21 protein-coding genes are annotated in these 18,830 nt (G+C 73.4%); 14 read left to right on the top strand and 7 right to left on the bottom strand.

What is annotated here, in order from left to right; translation table 11 throughout:
• Positions 1 to 57 precede the first annotated feature (57 nt).
• Positions 58 to 1,800 (bottom strand): NlpC/P60 family protein, encoded by a 1,743-nt coding sequence (locus BM414_RS14495; protein WP_139245852.1) that lies wholly within the window; start codon positions 1,798 to 1,800, stop codon positions 58 to 60.
• A gap of 175 nt (positions 1,801 to 1,975) precedes the next feature.
• Here BM414_RS14495 and BM414_RS14490 point away from each other — a divergent pair, with 175 nt between their 5' ends.
• Positions 1,976 to 3,904 (top strand): DEDD exonuclease domain-containing protein, encoded by a 1,929-nt coding sequence (locus BM414_RS14490; RefSeq protein WP_245784729.1) that lies wholly within the window; start codon positions 1,976 to 1,978, stop codon positions 3,902 to 3,904.
• Positions 3,901 to 4,188: an Lrp/AsnC family transcriptional regulator gene (locus tag BM414_RS14485; protein ID WP_093580235.1), complete on the top strand. Its 288-nt coding sequence runs from the start codon at positions 3,901 to 3,903 to the stop codon at positions 4,186 to 4,188. Before BM414_RS14490 ends, BM414_RS14485 begins: the two co-directional genes overlap by 4 nt.
• Positions 4,189 to 4,192: 4 nt before the next feature.
• On the opposite strand, the gene trpD is transcribed toward BM414_RS14485, so the two are convergent.
• Positions 4,193 to 5,251, bottom strand: coding sequence for an anthranilate phosphoribosyltransferase (trpD, locus tag BM414_RS14480; protein WP_093580233.1), 1,059 nt, complete (start codon positions 5,249 to 5,251; stop codon positions 4,193 to 4,195).
• Positions 5,248 to 5,667, bottom strand: coding sequence for a hypothetical protein (locus BM414_RS14475; RefSeq protein ID WP_093580231.1), 420 nt, complete (start codon positions 5,665 to 5,667; stop codon positions 5,248 to 5,250). Before BM414_RS14475 ends, trpD begins: the two co-directional genes overlap by 4 nt.
• Positions 5,668 to 5,810: 143 nt before the next feature.
• Between BM414_RS14475 and ctaE the strand changes: the two genes are divergently transcribed.
• Genes ctaE through qcrB form a run of 4 tightly spaced genes read left to right on the top strand, consistent with a single transcriptional unit; the run spans position 5,811 to position 10,135 of the window.
• Positions 5,811 to 6,425 (top strand): aa3-type cytochrome oxidase subunit III, encoded by a 615-nt coding sequence (gene ctaE / locus BM414_RS14470; protein WP_163476726.1) that lies wholly within the window; start codon positions 5,811 to 5,813, stop codon positions 6,423 to 6,425.
• A 7-nt stretch (positions 6,426 to 6,432) separates the two neighbouring features.
• The gene (gene qcrC, locus BM414_RS31380; RefSeq protein WP_093580228.1) at positions 6,433 to 7,308 is read left to right on the top strand and encodes a cytochrome bc1 complex diheme cytochrome c subunit; all 876 of its coding nucleotides are present in this window, start codon (positions 6,433 to 6,435) and stop codon (positions 7,306 to 7,308) included.
• Positions 7,305 to 8,417, top strand: coding sequence for a cytochrome bc1 complex Rieske iron-sulfur subunit (qcrA, locus tag BM414_RS14460; protein ID WP_093580226.1), 1,113 nt, complete (start codon positions 7,305 to 7,307; stop codon positions 8,415 to 8,417). The genes qcrC and qcrA overlap by 4 nt, the downstream gene beginning before the upstream one ends.
• Positions 8,417 to 10,135, top strand: a complete 1,719-nt coding sequence (gene qcrB / locus BM414_RS14455; RefSeq protein ID WP_093580224.1) for a cytochrome bc1 complex cytochrome b subunit — start codon at positions 8,417 to 8,419, stop codon at positions 10,133 to 10,135. The genes qcrA and qcrB overlap by 1 nt, the downstream gene beginning before the upstream one ends.
• A gap of 588 nt (positions 10,136 to 10,723) precedes the next feature.
• Here qcrB and BM414_RS14445 read toward each other — a convergent pair.
• On the bottom strand, positions 10,724 to 11,128 hold the full coding sequence (locus BM414_RS14445; RefSeq protein ID WP_093580220.1) for a cytochrome c oxidase subunit 4: 405 nt from the start codon (positions 11,126 to 11,128) through the stop codon (positions 10,724 to 10,726).
• Between the two features lie 54 nt (positions 11,129 to 11,182).
• Entirely contained in the window at positions 11,183 to 12,055 is an 873-nt protein-coding gene (ctaC, locus tag BM414_RS14440) for an aa3-type cytochrome oxidase subunit II (protein WP_093580218.1), read from the bottom strand.
• A gap of 255 nt (positions 12,056 to 12,310) precedes the next feature.
• On the opposite strand from ctaC, the gene BM414_RS14435 reads away from it, so the two are divergent.
• The 3 genes from BM414_RS14435 to asnB are packed head-to-tail and all read left to right on the top strand — an operon-like array spanning position 12,311 to position 15,005.
• A complete protein-coding gene (locus BM414_RS14435) occupies positions 12,311 to 12,676 on the top strand; it encodes a metalloprotease (protein ID WP_093580216.1) in 366 nt (121 codons plus the stop codon).
• Positions 12,666 to 13,013 carry a DUF3817 domain-containing protein gene (locus BM414_RS14430; RefSeq protein WP_245784728.1) on the top strand — a complete coding sequence of 116 codons (348 nt, stop codon included), beginning with the start codon at positions 12,666 to 12,668 and terminating at the stop codon, positions 13,011 to 13,013. Before BM414_RS14435 ends, BM414_RS14430 begins: the two co-directional genes overlap by 11 nt.
• 57 nt (positions 13,014 to 13,070) lie before the next feature.
• A complete protein-coding gene (gene asnB / locus BM414_RS14425; protein ID WP_093580214.1) occupies positions 13,071 to 15,005 on the top strand; it encodes an asparagine synthase (glutamine-hydrolyzing) in 1,935 nt (644 codons plus the stop codon).
• 82 nt (positions 15,006 to 15,087) lie between these two features.
• Here asnB and BM414_RS14420 read toward each other — a convergent pair whose 3' ends face one another.
• Positions 15,088 to 15,444, bottom strand: coding sequence for a HesB/IscA family protein (locus BM414_RS14420; RefSeq protein WP_093580213.1), 357 nt, complete (start codon positions 15,442 to 15,444; stop codon positions 15,088 to 15,090).
• 155 nt (positions 15,445 to 15,599) lie between these two features.
• Here BM414_RS14420 and BM414_RS14415 point away from each other — a divergent pair, with 155 nt between their 5' ends.
• The gene (locus BM414_RS14415; protein WP_093580211.1) at positions 15,600 to 16,211 is read left to right on the top strand and encodes a DUF3043 domain-containing protein; all 612 of its coding nucleotides are present in this window, start codon (positions 15,600 to 15,602) and stop codon (positions 16,209 to 16,211) included.
• A gap of 37 nt (positions 16,212 to 16,248) precedes the next feature.
• Entirely contained in the window at positions 16,249 to 17,232 is a 984-nt protein-coding gene (locus tag BM414_RS14410; RefSeq protein WP_093580209.1) for an aldo/keto reductase family protein, read from the top strand.
• A 36-nt stretch (positions 17,233 to 17,268) separates the two neighbouring features.
• On the opposite strand, the gene BM414_RS14405 is transcribed toward BM414_RS14410, so the two are convergent.
• On the bottom strand, positions 17,269 to 17,481 hold the full coding sequence (locus BM414_RS14405) for a hypothetical protein (RefSeq protein WP_093580207.1): 213 nt from the start codon (positions 17,479 to 17,481) through the stop codon (positions 17,269 to 17,271).
• A gap of 138 nt (positions 17,482 to 17,619) precedes the next feature.
• On the opposite strand from BM414_RS14405, the gene BM414_RS14400 reads away from it, so the two are divergent.
• Genes BM414_RS14400 through BM414_RS14390 form a run of 3 tightly spaced genes read left to right on the top strand, consistent with a single transcriptional unit; the run spans position 17,620 to position 18,829 of the window.
• The gene (locus BM414_RS14400) at positions 17,620 to 18,060 is read left to right on the top strand and encodes a phage holin family protein (protein WP_093580205.1); all 441 of its coding nucleotides are present in this window, start codon (positions 17,620 to 17,622) and stop codon (positions 18,058 to 18,060) included.
• The gene (locus BM414_RS14395) at positions 18,057 to 18,554 is read left to right on the top strand and encodes a DUF3618 domain-containing protein (protein ID WP_093580203.1); all 498 of its coding nucleotides are present in this window, start codon (positions 18,057 to 18,059) and stop codon (positions 18,552 to 18,554) included. Before BM414_RS14400 ends, BM414_RS14395 begins: the two co-directional genes overlap by 4 nt.
• A complete protein-coding gene (locus BM414_RS14390) occupies positions 18,551 to 18,829 on the top strand; it encodes a DUF4235 domain-containing protein (protein ID WP_093580201.1) in 279 nt (92 codons plus the stop codon). The genes BM414_RS14395 and BM414_RS14390 overlap by 4 nt, the downstream gene beginning before the upstream one ends.
• Position 18,830 lies beyond the last annotated feature (1 nt).

Below are 18,830 nucleotides of genomic sequence, written 5' to 3'. Positions count from 1 at the left end.
GACGGGTCTCCCTGTCGGTCTGTCCGCACGCTAGGGACGACCACCGACAGTCCCGGCTCAGCTGCCCGCGTACTCCCAGTGCCAGGGCTCCTCGCGGCCGTTGCCCGGGTCGGCCCACGTGGGGTGCAGCCATCCGAACCGGCCGGCGTTGGCCACCATCCACGCGTACTGCGGGGTGCCGAAGCCGTCGATGCCGCCGCACAGGTCGACCGCCAGGCCCCAGCCGTGGTTGCTGGTGCCCGGGACCGCGGCCAGCGCCGGTTTCTCGCCGTAGAGGCGCACCTGGCCGGCGTAGGTCCGGTAGGAGTCGGTGATGCAGACCGGCCGGCCGAAGGCCTCGGCGTAGGCCGCGCTCATCGCACGGTAGGCCGCGGCTGCGTCGCAGCGCAGCGAGTGGCCGCCCACCCCGAGCGGGCAGAGCGCGCTCGGCGGGATCAGCCCGTTGGGGTAGCCGCCCCACGAGCGGGCGCCGTCGAAGGTCGGCGGGTAGACGGCGTTGCCGCACTCCACCCGCAGCGCGCCACCGGACGGCCCGGGAGCGGGCTCCTGCGGCCGCGGGCCCAGGCTGGGCCGCCCGACGTGGACCACCTGCTCGGCGGGCAGCCGGCGGACGACGACCGCGCCGGCCCGCCCGTCGGCGGCCAGCATCGTCCGGCCGTCGAGGGCGATCCCGACGTGCCCCAGCCCCGACTCGGGGGTGCCGAGGAAGACCAGGTCACCGGGCAGGACGTCGGCCTGGTCGACCGGCGTGCTGACGGCGAACAGGGCGGACTGCTCGTCGGGCAGGTCGATGCCCGCCGCCCCGTAGACCGTGGACACCAGCGACCCGCAGTCCCACGAGTCCGGCCCGGCCGTCCCCGGCGCGTAGGGCTTGCCCAGGGCGTCCATCGCCGCGCTGACCGCCGCGATGGTCTCGGCGGGCAGCACGAGCAGGGACGTCGGCTCGCGCGGGAACTGGGCCGCACCCCGCTGCACCCCGCCGGCGGCCGCGCCGATCGGCGTCAGCCCGGCGCGCAGGCTCCGGACCGGGTCGAGCATCTCCGCCGCCGGCGGCGGGACGACCCCGGCCTCGCCCAGCTGGTCGACGTAGGCACGCCAGTTGGCCGCCGTCTGGGTGTTGACGTCGACCTGCTGCCGCTGCAGGTCCGACAGCTGCCGGTCGACGTCGCCGAGGGCCACGTCGAGCTCGGCGGTCACCGCGTCGGCGGCGGCCTCGAGGTCGGCCACCTCCGCGGCCAGCTCGTCCGCGCGCTGCCGCGCCCCGGTGAGGGCGGCGTCCGCGGTGGCCTGCTGCGCCAGCGCGGCCTGCCGCTGCTCCTCGGCGGCCCCGACCACCGCGGCGGTGTGGTCGTCGACGGCCTCGAGGTAGCCCAGTGCCGAGACGACGTCGGCGGGGTCGCCGCCGCTGAGCAGCACCGTGAGCGGGGTGAGCGCGCCGCCGTCGCGGTAGACCGCCGAGGCGTACCGGGCCACCAGCGCCTGGTCCTGCGCCAGCACACCCTCGGCCGCGTCCACCGTGGCGCGGGCGGCGTCGACCTCGGCCTGCGCGCCGGCCAGCTGCTGCCGCGCCGCGGCGACCTCCGTCTGCCGCTGCTGCAGGTCGGCCTGGACCTCGGCGGCACGCTGCTGCAGGCGGTCGAGCGCCTCGCTGTCGAGGACGCCGCTGGTACCGCCGGGCTGGTCGCTCGGCTCCGCGCCCGCCGGACCCGCGAGCGGCACCGCCAGCAGGACGGCGGCCGCCACCGTGACCAGCACCGACGCCGGTCCCCGGCGGGTGCGCCACGGGGAGCGCGGGCGCATCGGACTCCCTCTGCCGCGGCGGACCCCCCTGGTCCGCCCGCCGATGGTCGTCCGCGTCCGGCCACCCTGGCAACCGGGTGTGGCACCGCCGGTCCCCCACCCGGGCGAGTCCCCCCGGGCGGGTCGCAGGGCGCGCGTCCCCGGGACTGTCCGACCCCCGGCCTACCGTCCCGCCGTGCTCTTCCCCGCCAGCGGCACGGGTTCCTCGCTGCCGCGCCACGAGCAGGCCCCGGCCCACGGCGAGCGGCCGCTCCCCCGCTCCCGCCCGGCTCCCCCCGTCCGGGAGCCCGCCGGCCCGGCCCGGTACGTGCAGGCGAGCATCGACGACCTCGGGACGCCGCTGGCCGGCACGACCTTCGTCGTCGTCGACCTCGAGACCACCGGCGGATCGCCCAAGGACAGCGCGATCACCGAGATCGGGGCGGTCAAGGTCCGCGGGGGCGAGGTGCTCGGGGAGTTCCAGACGCTGGTCGACCCCGGCTGCGAGGTCCCGCCCTACATCAGCGTGCTCACCGGGATCACGACGGCGATGGTCGCCACCGCTCCGCGGATCGGCGCGGTGCTGCCGGCCTTCCTGGAGTTCGCCCGCGGCGCGGTGCTCGTGGCGCACAACGCCCCCTTCGACCTCGGCTTCCTCAGGGCGGCCTGCGAGCAGACCGGCACCGCGTGGCCCGCGGCCGCCTCGGTCGACACCGCGGTCCTCGCCCGGCGGCTGCTGTCCCGCGACGAGGTGCCCAACTGCAAACTCGCCACCCTGGCGCCCTACTTCTCCGCCACGACCTCGCCGTGCCACCGCGCCCTCGACGACGCCCGCGCGACCGTCGACGTCCTGCACGGCCTGTTCGAACGACTCGGGCCCCTCGGGGTGACGTCGCTGGAGGAGCTGCACGGCCTGACCCGGCAGGTCGACCCGGTGCGCCGCGGGAAACGCCACCTCGCCGAGCACGTCCCCTCCGGCCCCGGCGTCTACGTGTTCCGCGGCCCGCGCGACGAGCCGCTCTACGTCGGGACGTCGAACGACCTGCGCACCCGCGTCCGCAGCTACTTCTCCTCCGGGGAGCAGCGCAGCCGGATGACCGAGATGGTGGCGCTGGCCCAGCGCATCGAGGCGCTGTCCTGCGCGCACGACCTCGAGGCCGCCGTCCGGGAGCTGCGGCTGATCGCCGAGCACAAGCCGCGCTACAACCGCCGCTCGCGCTTCCCCGAGCGCGCGCTGTGGCTGCGCCTCACCGAGGAGCACTTCCCCCGGCTGTCCACGGTCCGGCGGGTCCGGCCCGGCGCGGGCGTGTTCCTCGGCCCCTTCGCCGACCGGCGCGCCGCCGACATGGCCACCGCCGCGATCCACGAGGCGCTCCCGCTGCGGCAGTGCACCAGCCGGCTGTCCCCGCGGGTGCCCACCAGCGCCTGCGCCCTGTTCGGGATGGGCCGCTGCGGAGCGCCGTGCGCAGGCCACCAGTCGGTCGAGGAGTACGCGCGGATCGCCGCCGTGCTGCGTGCCGCCGTCGACGGGGACCCGAGCGCCCTGGTCGAGCCGCTGCTCACCCGCGTCGACCGGCTGTCGGCCGAGCACCGCTTCGAGGACGCCGGGGTCCTGCGCGACCGGGTCACGGTCCTGCTGCGCGCGGTGCGCCGGCGGCAGCGGCTGCAGTCGCTGGCCGCCGTCCCGGAGCTGGCGATCGCCCGGCCCGACGGCGAGGGCGGGTGGGCGCTGTCGGTCGTGCGCCGGGGCCGGCTGGTCGCCGCCGGGTGCGCCCCGCGCGGGACGTCGGTGCGCGACACCCTCGTCGGCCTGCGCGCCACCGCCGAGACCACCCCGGACGACGACGGCGAGCTGGCGGCGACGGTCGACGAGACCGAGCTGGTCATGCGCTGGATGGAGAAGCCCGGCACCCGGCTGGTCGAGGTCACCGGCACGCTGGCCTGCGTCGCCCCCGGCACCGGCGGGTTCAGCGGCTTCCTCGCCCGGGTCGAGGCCGGCCGCGCGCTGCGCGACCCGTTCGCCGACGGCCGCCAGCTGGGCACCCGGTCCCGTCCGGAGCGGGTGACCGGCGGCTCTCCGGCGGTCGGCGGCGGTCCCGTGCCGCCGCTAGCATCCCCGGCGTGATCACCGCCATCGTGATGATCGACGCCGCCACCGACGCGATCCCCGAGGTGGCGGCCGCGATCGCCGACCTCGACGGCGTCAGCGAGGTCTACTCGACCGCCGGGGAGGTCGACCTGATCGCGCTGGTACGGGTCCGCGAGTTCGACCAGGTCGCCGAGGTGATCGCCGGCCGCATCAACAAGGTGCCGGGCGTGCTCGAGACCGAGACGCACATCGCGTTCCGGGCCTACTCCCGCCACGACCTCGAGGCGGCCTTCTCCCTGGGCCTCGAGGGCACCGGCTAGGCCGTCAGCGACCGGCGGCCTCACGGCTGACCGCGACCCACCGGTCGAGCAGCGCGGCGGCCCGGCCGTCGTCGACCGCGGCGGCCGCCCGCTGCAGGCCGACGGCGAGCACGTCGTGGAGCTCACCGCCGCGCTCGTCGAAGGCGGCCAGCGCGGCCGCGGCGTTGAGCAGGACGGCGTCGCGCACCGGCCCGCGCTCGCCGTCGAGGACCCGCCGGAAGACCGCCGCGTTGTGCGCCGGGTCCCCGCCGCGCAGGGCGTCCGGGCCGGCCGCCGCGATCCCGAGGGCGGCCGGGTCGACCCGCCCCGGGGTCACCGCGCCGTCGCGGGCCACCCACACCCGCGACGTCGTCGCGGTGGTGAGCTCGTCGAGGCCGTCGTCGCCGCGGAAGACCAGGGCGCGGGCGTCGCGGCCGGCCACCACCTGGGCCAGCACCGGCGCCATCCGGGCGTCCGCGCAGCCGATCGCGGCGGCCACCGGCCGCGCCGGGTTGGTGAGCGGCCCGAGGAAGTTGAAGACCGTGCCGATGCCCATCTCCCGGCGCGGCGCCGCGGTGTGCCGGTAGCCGGGGTGGAAGACCGGCGCGAAGAAGAAGCCGATGCCGGCCTCGCGCACGCAGCGGGCCACGGCCGCGGCGGGCAGGTCGATGACGACGCCGAGGGCCTCCAGCACGTCCGCGGCCCCGGACGACGACGACGCCGCCCGGTTGCCGTGCTTGGCCACCGGCACGCCCGCGGCCGCGGTGACCACGGCGGCCATCGTGGAGATGTTCACGGTGTGCGCGCCGTCGCCGCCGGTGCCCACGATGTCGACGGTGGCCACGGGCAGGTCGACCGGCGTCGCCTGCTGGAGCATCGTGGCCGCCAGGCCGGCGACCTCCTCCGGCGCCTCGCCCTTGGCGCGCAGCGCGACGGCGAACCCGGCCACCTGCGCCGGCGTCGCCTCGCCGGTCATCACCTCGCGCATGGCCCAGGCCGTGTCGGCGGCGCTGAGGTCCTCGCGGGCCAGCAGGCGCGTCAGCAGGCCGGGCCACGTCGGCCCGGCGGTCGTGCCGGCGCTCACCGGATGACGGGACGGCGGCCCCGGGCCGCGTGCGCGCGCAGCAGGTCGGCGACCACCTGAGGGGCGATCAGCGGGTCGACCGGGAACGCGAGGGTGGCGTCGGCCTGCGACCAGTGCGCCAGCCAGCGGTCGGGCTGCCGGGCGATGACCACGCACAGGGCCGGGCGGTCGGCGACCTCCACGGTGATCTGGCGGGACAGCGCCAGGCCGCCGGTCGGCTGGGCCTCGCCGTCGAGGATGCACAGGTCCACCCCGCCGCCGTCGACGGTGTCGACGACGTCGTCGCCGGTGGCGCACTCCACCCAGGTCAACGGGCCGACGTCGGGTGCCGGGCGGCGGCCGACGGCGGTGCGGACGGCCTCGCGGACCTCGGGGCGGGAGCTGTAGACCAGGACGGTCGCGGGCGCGTCGCTCACGCCCGGCAGCCTAGTGCCCACGCGGCTCCCGTCCGGGTGGACGCGGCCCCCGTCCGGGGGACGGTCTCGGAGCGGTCACGGTGCGGGCACGCCGTGCCACCCACGGTCGGTGCGTGTCGACAGCCGGTGCCATGATGGGCGTCGTGACAACGGCCCCCGTGGCGAGCAGCACCTTCGACACCTCGCGGGTGCACTCCCTGACCCGTCCGAACATGGTCAGCGTCGGCACGATCATCTGGCTCTCGAGCGAGCTGATGTTCTTCGCCGGACTGTTCGCCATGTACTTCACCGCGCGGGCGCGCGCGACCGAAGGCTGGCCGCCGGAACCCACCGAGCTGAACCTGCCGTACGCGCTGGTCTTCACGCTGGTCCTCGTGGCCTCGTCGGTCACCTGCCAGATCGGCGTGTTCGCCGCGGAGAGCGGCAACGTCTACGGCCTGCGCCGCTGGTTCACGATCACCTTCGTCATGGGCCTGGTCTTCGTGCTCGCCCAGATGAACGAGTACCGCGTGCTCGTCACCGAGCACGGCACCACCCTCTCGAGCAGCACCTACGGCTCGGTCTTCTACCTGACGACCGGGTTCCACGCGCTCCACGTCATCGGGGGCCTCGTGGCCTTCGTCTACGTGCTCATCCGGTCCACCATGGGCCGGTTCACGCCCGCGCAGGCGACCTCGGCCATCGTGGTCTCCTACTACTGGCACTTCGTCGACGTCGTGTGGGTCGGGCTCTTCGCCACGATCTACCTGATCCGCTAGGGAACCGGTGTCCACCACGAACCCCCAGTCCGACACCCAGCCCGACGAGGGGCCGCGGCGCTCGCGCTGGTCGCGCCGCCCGGCCGAGGGCACCCCGGCCGCTGCCGCCCGCGCCCGCCGCCGCTCCAAGCAGCGGCGCCGGATCGGCAACGTCGCGGCGCTCATGGCCGGCCTGGTCCTGACCGGTGCGCTGTACTCCACCTTCGCCCCGGCCCAGGCCGCCGACGAGGGCAGCGAGTCCACCGCCGAGGCCGCCGGCCGCGAGCTCTACGAGCGCAGCTGCATCAGCTGCCACGGCGAGAACCTCGAGGGCGTGCCCAACCGCGGCCCGTCGCTGATCGGCGTCGGCGAAGCCTCCGTCTACTTCCAGGTGCACACCGGCCGCATGCCGCTCGTGCGCCAGGGCTCCCAGGCCCCCGACAAGCCGGCCATCTTCTCCGACGAGGAGATCGACCAGCTGATGGCCTACGTCCAGGCCAACGGCGGGGGCCCGGTACTCCCCTCCGGCGACCTGCGCGACGGCGACCTCGCCGCCGGCGGTGAGCTGTTCCGGCTCAACTGCGCGCAGTGCCACAACTTCGTCGGCCAGGGCGGCGCGCTGTCCTCCGGCAAGTACGCGCCCAGCCTCGAGGACTCCAACGACCTCGAGATCTACTCCGCGATGCTGAGCGGGCCCGAGAACATGCCGGTCTTCGGGGACAACCAGCTGACCCCCGAGGAGAAGCGGGCGATCATCAACTACATCCAGACGATCACCGACATGCCGGACCCGGGTGGCGCCGGCATCGGCCGCATCGGCCCGGTCAGCGAGGGCCTGGTCATCTGGACCGTGGGCATCTCCGCACTGCTGTTCGGGATCTTCTGGATGGGGAGCAAGGCGTGACCACGCACGACACCCGCCCCGGCACCACCGGCGGGGCGGACACGCCGGGCCCGCTGCACGGCGGTCCGGACGACGACCACACCCCCGAGCAGCTCGCCGCCCTTTCTCGCGAGGACCTCGACCGCCTCGGCGCCCGGTACGACGGCGTGGAGATCCTGCACGTCGAGCCGGGCCCCGAGCCGGGCTCGGCGATGGAGAAGCGCGCGGTGCGCCAGGTCGGGTTGCTGTTCGCCCTCGCCGGCCTGTCCGCCTTCGCCTTCTGCGTCGTCTACGCCGGTGCCGGCTGGTTCCTCCCCGACTGGCAGTGGGAGCTGGGCAGCAGCACCTTCAGCGCGCTGTACACCCCGCTGCTCGGTGCGCTCATGGGCCTGGCGTTCACCTTCTTCGGCGTGGGCCTCGTGCTCTACACCAAGAAGCTGCTGCCGCACGAGACCGCCGTGCAGGACAAGCACGACGGCTCGCACTTCGACCGCGTCACCACCGGCGCGACCCTCGTGGGCGGCCTGCACAACAGCGGCCTGAAGCGCCGCAAGCTGATCACCCGCTCGCTGCTCTTCATGGGCGGCGGCCTCGGCCTGATGCTGATCGCCCCCCTGGGCGGCCTCATCAAGAACCCCAGCCGCGGGAACCCGCTGGGCACCACCGACTGGGCCGAGGGTGTGCGCCTCGTCCGTGACGACGGCACCCCGGTCCGCCCCGGCGACCAGGAGCCCGGCTCGCTGGAGACCGTCTTCCCCGCCGTCCCCGGCGGCAACCACCTGACCGACGCCGCCACCATGCTCATCCGGCTGCGCCCCTCGCAGCAGGACCAGGCGGTGCCGCGCCAGGGCCAGGAGGACTTCGGCTACGGCGACTACGTCGCGTACTCGAAGATCTGCACCCACGCCGGCTGTCCGGTGTCGCTGTACGAGCAGGAGACCAGCCGGATCCTCTGCCCGTGCCACCAGTCGCAGTTCGACGTCACCCAGGGCGCCAAGCCCATCTTCGGCCCCGCGACCCGCTCGCTCCCGCAGCTGCCGATCACGGTCGACGACGAGGGATTCTTCGTGGCGCGCAGCGACTACATTGAGGCTGTGGGTCCCACTTACTGGAACCGGGAGCGCATCTGATGGCTCGTACTGCCACCTCGCCGGGTGCGCCGAAGACGGCCCTCGGCAAGGCCGCTCTCGAGGTCGACGACCGGCTCATCGTCGCCGGTCCGCTGCGCCGCACGCTGAACAAGGTCTTCCCCGACCACTGGTCGTTCCTGCTCGGGGAGATCGCGCTCTACTCGTTCATCATCCTGCTGCTGACCGGCACGTACCTGACGTTCTTCTTCCAGGCCGCGATGACCGAGGTCACCTACGAGGGCTCGTACGCGCCGCTGCGGGGCGTCGAGATGTCGATCGCCTACGCCTCGACGCTGGACCTCTCCTTCGACGTCCGCGGCGGTCTGCTGATCCGGCAGATGCACCACTGGGCGGCTCTGCTCTTCGTCGCCTCGATCGTCGTCCACATGCTGCGGATCTTCTTCACCGGCGCCTTCCGCCGGCCGCGGGAGACCAACTGGCTGATCGGTGTCGCACTGCTGGTGCTGGCCCTGGTCGAGGGCATGACCGGCTACACCATGCCCGACGACCTGCTCTCCGGCACCGGTCTCCGGATCATCAGCGCGATCATCCTGTCCATCCCGGTGATCGGGACCTGGGCGCACTGGGCCGTGTTCGGCGGCGACTACGTCGGTGAGCTCATCGTCGGCCGGTTCTACATCGTCCACGTGCTGCTGATCCCGGCGATCCTGCTCGGGCTGATCGCGCTGCACCTGCTCATCCTGGTCAAGCAGAAGCACACGCAGTTCCCCGGCCCGGGCCGCACCGAGCACAACGTGGTCGGCAACCGCCTCTTCCCCGCCTTCGCGGGCAAGGCGACCGGGCTGCTGCTCGTGGTCTTCGGTGTCGTCGCCGCTCTGGGCGGGCTGGTCCAGATCAACCCGGTCTGGCTGTGGGGCCCGTACAACCCGGCGCAGGTGTCTGCCGCCTCCCAGCCCGACTGGTACGTCATGTTCCTGGACGGGTCGACGCGACTGTTCCCCGCGTGGGACATCTACCTGCCGGGCAACTACAACATCCCGGCGCTGTTCTGGCCGACACTGGTCCTGCCCGGGATCCTCTTCACGCTGCTGCTGGCCTATCCCATGCTGGAGCGGAAGCTCACCGGCGACACCGCGTCGCACCACCTGCTGCAGCGGCCGCGCGACGTCCCGGTCCGCACCTCGCTGGGCCTGATGGCCATCACCTTCTACCTGGTGCTGCTGCTGTCGGGTGGCAACGACGTCATCGCCGACAAGTTCGACATCAGCCTCAACGCGATGACCTGGGTCGGGCGCATCGGCCTGATCATCCTGCCGCCCATCGCGTACGTGATCACCTACCGGATCTGCCTCGGTCTGCAGCAGCACGACCGCGAGGTCCTCGAGCACGGCATCGAGACCGGTGTCATCCGCCGGCTCCCGCACGGTGAGTTCATCGAGGTCCACCAGCCCCTCGGCCCGGTGGACGCCCACGGCCACGGCCAGCTGGCCTACGGCGGCGCTCCGGTGCCCAAGAAGATGAACCAGGTCGGCGGTGCCCGTCGCGCCATCCGCGGGTTCTTCTCGCCGATCGAGGAGCCGACGGCCGTCGAGCTCGAGCAGCGCGGTGAGGAGCGGGGCCTCGCGTCGGCCGAAACCCAGCGCGAGCTGACCAGCAGCGGCCGGCCCGCTGAGGGTGGCCGTCCCGCCGAGGGTGGCCGTCCCGCCGAGGGTGGACGCCCCTCCGAGGGCGGCCGTCCGCAGGAGCCGCGCGACTAGCGCGATCGCACGACCCAGCAGGGCCCCGGTGGAGCACTCCACCGGGGCCCTGCTGCATCTCTGGGGCTTCGTGCGGACGCGGGGCGATCGTGCGGAGTCCCGGCGGGCGGCGAGCTCCCCTACGCCGGCAGCGTCCGAGCACGGGCCGGCCCAGCAGCGCGGTGACGACGACGACGCGTCCACGGTCGTCCCGGGAGTCCCTGGGTCAGCCACCGACGCGTGGTGATCACGCTGTCGGCCGGCGGCCCCCATGGCGTCCCGAGCGCCCCAGCGGTCCGTCCACGGCGACCGTGCACCCGCCGGTCACCTCGGACCTCTCAGCGGCTCCCGGTCCGGGCGGAGTGACCGCCACCGGCACCCGGATGGCCCGGCACCGGCACAGCGCCCCCTGAGCGCCCTCCAGCGGCCCTGGCCCGGTGACGGAGCAGCAGGGGGCGCCCGCAGGGTCACCCGAGGGCGGGAGGGGGTCGCTCATCGGTCACCCAGCCGACCGGGAACGCACTGCCGACCGGGAGCGCCCTGCTGACCGGGAACGCGACGAGGGCCCCTCCCGCGGGTGCGGGAGGGGCCCTCGTGAGCTCGGGGACGTCAGCTCGACTGCGCGTTCTGCCCCGTGTAGTACTCGAAGAGCAGGCCACCGACGGTGATGAGCACGCTGACCAGGCCGAGGAGGATCAGCCAGTCGTACCAGAAGCCCAGGCCCAGGCCGGTGAGCGCGGCGGAGGAGGCGAGAGCGAAGGGCCAGTAGCTGGCCGGGCTGAAGAAGCCCAGCTCGCCGGAGCCCTCGGCGATTTCGGCGTCCTTGCGGTCCTCGGGGCGGGCGTCGATGCGTCGCGCGACGAACCAGAAGAAGCCGCCGATCAGGCCGCAGAGCGCACCGGACAGGACCAGCGCGGTCGTGCCGATCGGCTCACGGGACCAGACGCCGTACACGGCTGCCGTGACGACGCAGAAGACCGCGATGAGGTTGAAGATGAGCGCCTCGACCTTCACGGTCGTCCTCCCTGCGCAGTGGCGGTGCGGTGGTGATCGGTTCCGGCGGTCACGTCAGTCGGCCGCACGCTGGTAGTAGCCGTCGCCGACGCGGAACGGCCGGGTGGTCGTGGCCTCGCCCTCCTGGCCGATGCTCTCCAGCGCCTCACGGGTGCTCTGACCCTGCTCGCGGGCGGCCAGGTAGGAGTCGTAGTCGTCGGCGCTGACCACGCGGACCTCGAAGTTCATGTACGCGTGGTAGCTCCCGCACAGCTCGGCACACCGGCCCACGTAGGCGCCCTCCTCGTTGGGGTGCACCTCGAAGACGTTGTCCCGGCCGTTCTCGTTGCCCGGGATGACGTCGAGCTTGAAGAGGAACTCCGGCACCCAGAACGAGTGGATGACGTCGGCGGAGGCGACCTCGAACCGGACGTCCTGGTCGACCGGGATCACCAGGATCGGGATCTCGTCGGTCGCGCCGACGGTGTTCACCGGCTCGCCGTCGGCACCGGTGGTGTCGGGGTAGACGAACTGCCAGTTCCACTTGAAGGCGTTGACCGCGATGGTGGTGTCGGGTTCGTCGCTGCGCTCCATGACGTCGTTCTGGACGGTCACGGTGAAGAAGAACAGGCCGGCGATGATGATGAACGGGAAGATCGAGTACGCGATCTCCAGCGGCAGATTGTAGGCCGTCTGCCGCGGGAGCTCATCGCCCTTCTTCCGGTGCATGATCACCGACCAGACGATCAGGCCCCACACGATGAAGCCGATGATCAGCGCTGCGATGACCGAACCGGTCCACAGCTGGCGGACCGCGGTGGCTTCCTCGGTGACGCCCTCGGGGAAGCCGAAGCGCCAGAACTCGTTGTTCAGGTCGCACCCGGTGAGGGTGAGCACCCCCAGGAGACCGAGCGCGGCGACCCGCGCGAGCCTGCTGCGTCGAGCCACTGCTCGCTGCCTCCTCGTCCTCCGCCCGGGGGACCCCGGGCGGCTCTCCGGCGCGTCCGGCGGCGGGTACCCCGCGCCGGCTGGTGCGCCGACCACAGTCTGAGCCGAGACTAGCCGACCTCGCACGGCGGCCGAGCACCGGAGACCAGGGACCGGCGGGTCGGCCGGGGCGGCCGGGACACGGGTGACCGGGTGGCCCGTGGGGCTGCTCACCGTGACGCCTGCCCGCGCGTGCGGGCGGTTAGAGTCGGAGTCGTGTGGACGCGGCTGCTGACCCCCCGGTGGGTCCTGCTGCACCTGCTGGTCGCGGTGCTGTTCGTCGCCACGTTCTTCCTCGGCTACTGGCAGCTGACCAAGGCCGAGAACGGCGGCGGCGCGGTCAACTGGAGCTACGCGCTGCAGTGGCCGCTCTACGGGTTCATGGGCCTGTGGTTCTACGTCCGCATGGTGCGCGTCGAGCTCAACCGCGACCCCGACGAGGAGGAGCCCAGCTCCGCCGTCGTGCTGTACCAGCGGCCGCGGGTCGACACCACCGGCGACCCGGAGCTGGCCGCGTACAACGCCTACCTCGCCGAGCTCAACGAGAAGGCACTGGGTCAGCGGGGTCCGGGTGGCCACTGAGCGCACCGTGCGCCCGGCCACCGGCCGTGGCGTGCCCGCCGCCCTGACCCGCTACCGCGTCCTCGCCTACGTCGTCGGCGTCATGCTCCTGCTGCTGGTGCTGGTCGCCATGCCGCTGAAGTACCTCGCCGACGTCCCCGGCCCGGTGGCGGTCATCGGCCCCGCGCACGGTTTCCTCTACGCCGTCTACCTGCTGACGGCCTTCGACCTGGCCCTGCGCGCCCGCTGGAGCGCCAAGGGCACCGTCCTGGTGCTGCTGGCCGGGACGATCCCGTTCCTGTCCTTCGTCGCCGAGCGCTGGGTCACCCGACGCACCCGCGCCGGCGAGCGGGTCTGACGCCCGACGTCGTCCCGCCCGCCGCGACGCCCCCCGACCCCGGAGGACCCCCGTCCCATGTGTGGCCTGCTCGCCTACCTGTCCACCGACGTCCCCCGGGTCGCCGAGGCGCACGTCGACGACGTCTCCGAGGCGTTGCACTGCCTGCACCACCGCGGCCCGGACGACACCGCGGTGTGGTCCGACGAGCACGTCGTCCTCGGCTTCAACCGGCTGTCGATCATCGACGTCGAGGGCAGCCCGCAGCCGCTCCCCTACGCCGGTGACCGCTACCGGATCCTCTTCAACGGCGAGATCTACAACTACGTCGAACTGCGCGAGGAGCTGCAGGCGGCCGGAGCGCAGCTGGCCACGCACGGCGACACCGAGACGATCGTCGCGGGCTACCACCTGTGGGGCCAGGACGTCGTCCGGCGACTGCGCGGGATGTTCTCCTTCGTCATCTGGGACACCCAGACCCGCACCGCCTTCGGGGCCCGGGACCCGTTCGGCATCAAGCCGCTGTTCACCGCGCGCCTGGCCGACGGCGGGCTGGTCTTCAGCTCGGAGAAGAAGGCGGTGCTGCAGCTGCTCGGCGGCAGCGCGGCCGCGGGCGGCGTCGACCCGGCGTCGCTGCAGCACTACCTGACGCTGCAGTACGTGCCCGAGCCGGCGACGCTGCACCGGGGCATCCGCCGGATCGAGAGCGGCACGAGCTTCACCGTCGTCGACGGCGAGCTGACCACCGCCCGCTACTTCCACCCGGCGTGGACGCCGCGGCCGGTGCCGGCCGGCGGTGAGCAGGAGCTCTACGAGCGCATCGCCGACGTCCTCGACGAGTCGGTGGCCAAGCACATGCGCGCCGACGTCACGGTCGGGTCGTTCCTGTCCAGCGGCATCGACTCGACGGCGATCGCCGCGCTGGCGCACCGCTACAACCCCGACCTGATGACCTTCACGGTCGGCTTCCAGCGGCAGGCGCAGTCGGAGATCGAGATCGCCGCGGAGTCGGCGTCGATCCTCGGGGTCGAGCACGTGCCGGTGGAGGTGACCGCCGAGGAGTTCGCGGCGGCCATCCCCGAGGTGGTCTGGTACCTCGACGACCCGGTCGCCGACCCCGCGCTCGTGCCGCTGTACTTCGTGGCCCGCGAGGCGCGCAAGCACGTCAAGGTGGTGCTCTCCGGCGAGGGCGCCGACGAGCTGTTCGGCGGCTACACCATCTACCGCGAGCCGATCAGCCTGGCCTGGGCCTCGAACCTGCCGCCGGCCGGCCGCCGCGCGATGGCGCGCATCGCAGACCTGCTGCCGGAGGGCGTCCGCGGCCAGGACCTGCTGCGGCGCGCCGCCACCCCGCTCGAGCAGCGGTACTACGGCAACGCCCGGAACATGCGCGACGACGAGCTGGCCGCGCTGCTGCCCGGCCGCGATCCCGACCTGTCGCACGTCGCGGTCACCGAGGACCTCTACCGGCGCACCCGCGAGGCCGGGTACGACGACGTGACGGCGATGCAGTACGTCGACCTGTTCACCTGGCTGCGCGGCGACATCCTGGTCAAGGCCGACAAGATGACCATGGCCAACTCCCTCGAGCTGCGGGTGCCCTTCCTCGACCCCGAGGTGTTCGCCATCGCGAGCTCCCTGCCGGTCGAGCAGCGGGTCCCGCGGCGCGGGGACGCGACCAAGTACGCGCTGCGCCAGGCGATGCGCCAGATCGTGCCGCCGCGGATCATGAACCGGCGCAAGCTCGGCTTCCCCGTGCCGACGGCGGACTTCCTCGCCGGCCCGCTGCACGACTGGGCCCGCGGGATCGTCACCGAGAGCCAGACGCAGCAGTGGCTCGACCGCGACGTCGTCCTCGGCCTGCTCGACCGGCTCCGCGCCGAGGAGGTCCCGAGCAAGCGGGTCGCCCGTCAGCTGTGGTCGGTGCTGGTCTTCATGGTGTGGCACGGGATCTTCGTCGAGGACCGGATCGCCGTCGACGTCCCGGAGACGGTCTACCCGGTCAAGCTGTAGGCGCCCGGCCCCGGCCGGGCCGTGGACGCAGAACGGCGCCCGCCCCTGGGGGCGGGCGCCGTTCTGCGTCAGGCGGTGGAGCTCAGGAGAACGAGTCCCCGCAGGCGCAGGAGCCCTGCGCGTTCGGGTTGTCGATCGTGAAGCCCTGCTTCTCGATGGTGTCGACGAAGTCGATCACCGCGCCGCCCAGGTACGGGCCGCTCATCCGGTCCACGATGACCTCGACGCCACCGAACTCGTAGGTCTGGTCGCCGTCGAGGAACCGCTCGTCGAAGAAGAGCTGGTAGCGCAGGCCGGAGCAGCCACCGGGCTGGACGGCGATGCGCAGACGCAGGTCGTCACGGCCCTCCTGGTCCAGCAGCGCCTTGACCTTCGACGCCGCCGGGTCGCTGAGCAGCACGCCGGTGCTGCCGGCGGTCTGGGTGTCCTGCACCGTCATGTGTTGTCCTCCCACATCCGAGGGCGTCCGTTGCGGCACTCCCTGCAGCGGACCAACAGCGCCGGAGCCGACGCTGTTCCATGGCCGGGGACAACTGTACGGCGCGAGCGCGCGAGGACCAGTCCCCCGCGTGGACGCACGTAGACTCCCCGGTCGTGAAGCTCCGCCTGCCCGGGCGCCGGACCCCCGCCGCCGAGACCGCCCCGGACACCGCTGCCGGCCTGACGCCCCAGCTGGTGAAGGCCGGCGGCAAGGGCCGTCCGACCCCCCGGCGCTCCGAGGCGCAGGGCCGCCGTCCCGGCCCGCCCCTGCCGCCGCCGACCACGCGCAAGGAGGCCTACGCCCGCCAGCGCCAGCAGCAGGCGCAGCGCCGGGCCGACACCCGGGCGGGCATGGCGCGCGGCGACGACTCCTACCTCCCGGCGCGCGACCGCGGCCCGGTGCGCAAGCTCGTGCGCGACCTCGTCGACACCCGCCGCAACGCCGGCAGCTTCTTCCTGCCGGTGGCCGCGCTGGTCCTGGTCGGGTACTTCATCCCGAACCCGGCGGTGCAGAACTACACGGTCTTCGTCTGGTTCCTCTTCTTCCTGGTGATCATCGTCGACTCGGTGTTCCTGGGCCGGCGGATCTCCCGGACGGTGCGGCAGCGCTTCCCCGACCAGCCGCACCGGATGAAGTCGCTCACCTGGTACGGCGTCAGCCGGGCCACGATGATCCGCCGCTGGCGCTTCCCGAAGCCCGAGGTCCCGATGGGCGCCCAGGTCTGAGAGCGCCACACCCCCCTCGGCACTAGCGTCGGGGCACGTGGAGTACCGACGCCTCGGCCGTTCCGGCCTGACCATCTCCGAGATCGCCTACGGCAACTGGCTCACCCACGGTGGCCAGGTCGAGGAGGACGCCGCGCAGGCCTGCGTGCGCGCCGCCCTCGACGCCGGCATCACCACCTTCGACACCGCCGACGTCTACGCCGGCACCCGCGCCGAGTCGGTGCTCGGCCGGGCCCTGGCCGGCCAGCGCCGCGAGGGCCTGGAGATCTTCACCAAGGTCTACTGGCCCACCGGCCCCGGCCCGAACGACCGCGGCCTGGGCCGCAAGCACGTCAGCGAGAGCTGCGACGCCTCGCTGCGGCGGCTGCAGACCGACCACATCGACCTCTACCAGGCGCACCGCTACGACGCGACGGTGCCGTTGGAGGAGACGATGACCGCCTTCGCCGACCTCGTGCGGGCCGGCAAGGTGCTCTACGTCGGCGTCTCGGAGTGGCGGGCGGACGAGATCGCCGCCGGTGCCGCCCTCGCCCGCGAGCTCGGCATCCAGCTCATCAGCAACCAGCCGCAGTACTCGATGCTGTGGCGGGTCATCGAGGACGAGGTCGTCCCGACGTCGGAGCGCGAGGGCGTCTCGCAGATCGTCTGGTCGCCGCTGGCCCAGGGCGTGCTCACCGGCAAGTACCTCCCCGGCGAGCAGCCGCCGGCCGGCAGCCGTGCCACCGACCCGGAGGCCGGGCGCTTCATCCGCCGGTTCATGACCGACGACGTTCTGTCGCGCGTGCAGGACCTGCGGCCGGTCGCCGACGACCTCGGCCTGTCGATGGCGCAGCTGGCCGTCGCGTGGGTGCTGCGGAACGAGAACGTGGCCGCGGCGATCATCGGGGCCACCCGGCCCGAGCAGGTGCACGACAACGTGAAGGCCGCCGGCGTCCGCCTCGAGGACGACGTCATGGCGCGCATCGACGAGGTGCTCGGCGAGGTCGTCGAGCGCGACCCGGAGAAGACGGCCCGGGGCTGAACGTCCCCGGTCTGGACCTCGACCTCGAGTCGAGGTTCAGGCCGGGGCCAGGCCCATCGGGCCGTACGCCTTGGTGTCGCCGTCGAACAGGCTGACCTGGGCCACGCCGCGGGCCAGCAGGTCGCGCCAGTTCTCCCCCAGCCAGGACTCGGCGTCGCCCTGGTTGTCCGCCGGCGGGACCTCGACGCCGAGGGTGGCCGGGTCCAGCGTCGCGCCGTTCGGGTCCTCGAGCCGCCACGTCCAGGTCATGGCCGCGAGGGTAGTGACGGCGCCCTCCCCGCGTCCCGTGGTCCTCGCCGTGTCCGGGGTGTGACCACCGGCCGGGTTATGCGGGCGATCATCGGGGGCACAGGAGGTCATCGACCGCCCCGATCGCTCGGAGGACCGATGACCGTGCCCCAGACGGGGGGCGCCTCCCGCGCCACCCCACCGCCCCCGACCACCGAGGACTCCTCGACCGGTCAGCTGATCAGCCAGCTGACCGAGCAGGTCTCCCGCCTGGTGCGGGACGAGGCCCGCCTCGCCCAGGCCGAGATGACCCAGAAGGCCAAGCGCCTCGGCGTCGGTGCCGGCCTGTTCGGCGGCGCCGGCCTGTTCGGCTTCCTCGGGCTGTGCGTGCTGGTCGCCACCGCCGTCCTCGCGCTCGACGTCGTCCTGCCGGCCTGGCTGGCCGCGCTGATCGTGGCGGTCGTGCTGTTCGCCGTCGCCGGGGTCCTCGCCCTGGTCGGCAAGAAGGACGTGCAGAAGGGGTCGCCGCCGGTGCCCACCGAGGCGATCGCCAGCACGAAGGCCGACATCGCGACCGTGAAGGAGAACGCGCGCCGATGAGTACCCCCTCCGGGAGCTCCCGTCCCGACGACGCCGCACGCACCGACGCGGCGTCCGGCGAGACCAACGGCCCCACCGACCCCGACGCCATCAAGGCCGAGATCGAGGCGACCCGCGAGCAGTTGGGCCGCACCGTCGACGAGCTGAGCCACCGACTCGACGTCCCGGCCCGGGCCAAGGAAGGCGCGGCCCGCGCCAAGGACACCGCGGTGGAGACCTACCGGGAGAGCCCGCCGGCCGTCGTCGGCGCGGGTGCCGGGCTGGTCGGGCTGATCGGCCTCGTGGTGTGGCGGCGGCGCCGCAAGCGCCGCCGGGCCGCTGCCACCGCCACCGCCGCCGGGAGCAACGCCGCACTGGCCCAGGCACGTGCGGAGGCCCGCGTCGCCCGCAAGAAGGCGGCACGCGAGGCGGCCCGGGCACGCAAGGCGGTGGCGCGGAACGCCCAGCGGAGCAGGAAGCGGACGCGCAAGGCCACGAGGAAGGTGCGGAAGTGAGCGGCAGCAAGGGCGCCAAGCTGGTCTACCGCCCGGTCGGACTGATCGGCGGCGTCCTCGCCGGTGTCGTCTCCGGCGCGATCTTCAAGCAGGTCTGGAAGCGGGTCTCCGGGGAGGACGACGCCCCGGACGCCCTGCAGAGCGAGTACGGCATGCGCGAGGTGGTCCTCGCCGCGGCGATCCAGGGCGCGCTCTTCGCCGCGACGAAGGCGGCCATCGACCGGGCGGGGGCCCGGGGGTTCACCAAGCTCACCGGCAGCTGGCCGGGCGACTGAC

It is taken from the genome of Geodermatophilus amargosae, from assembly GCF_900116515.1.
Classification (GTDB): Bacteria; Actinomycetota; Actinomycetes; order Mycobacteriales; family Geodermatophilaceae; genus Geodermatophilus; species Geodermatophilus amargosae.
This window is presented reverse-complemented; position numbering and strand designations above follow the sequence as displayed.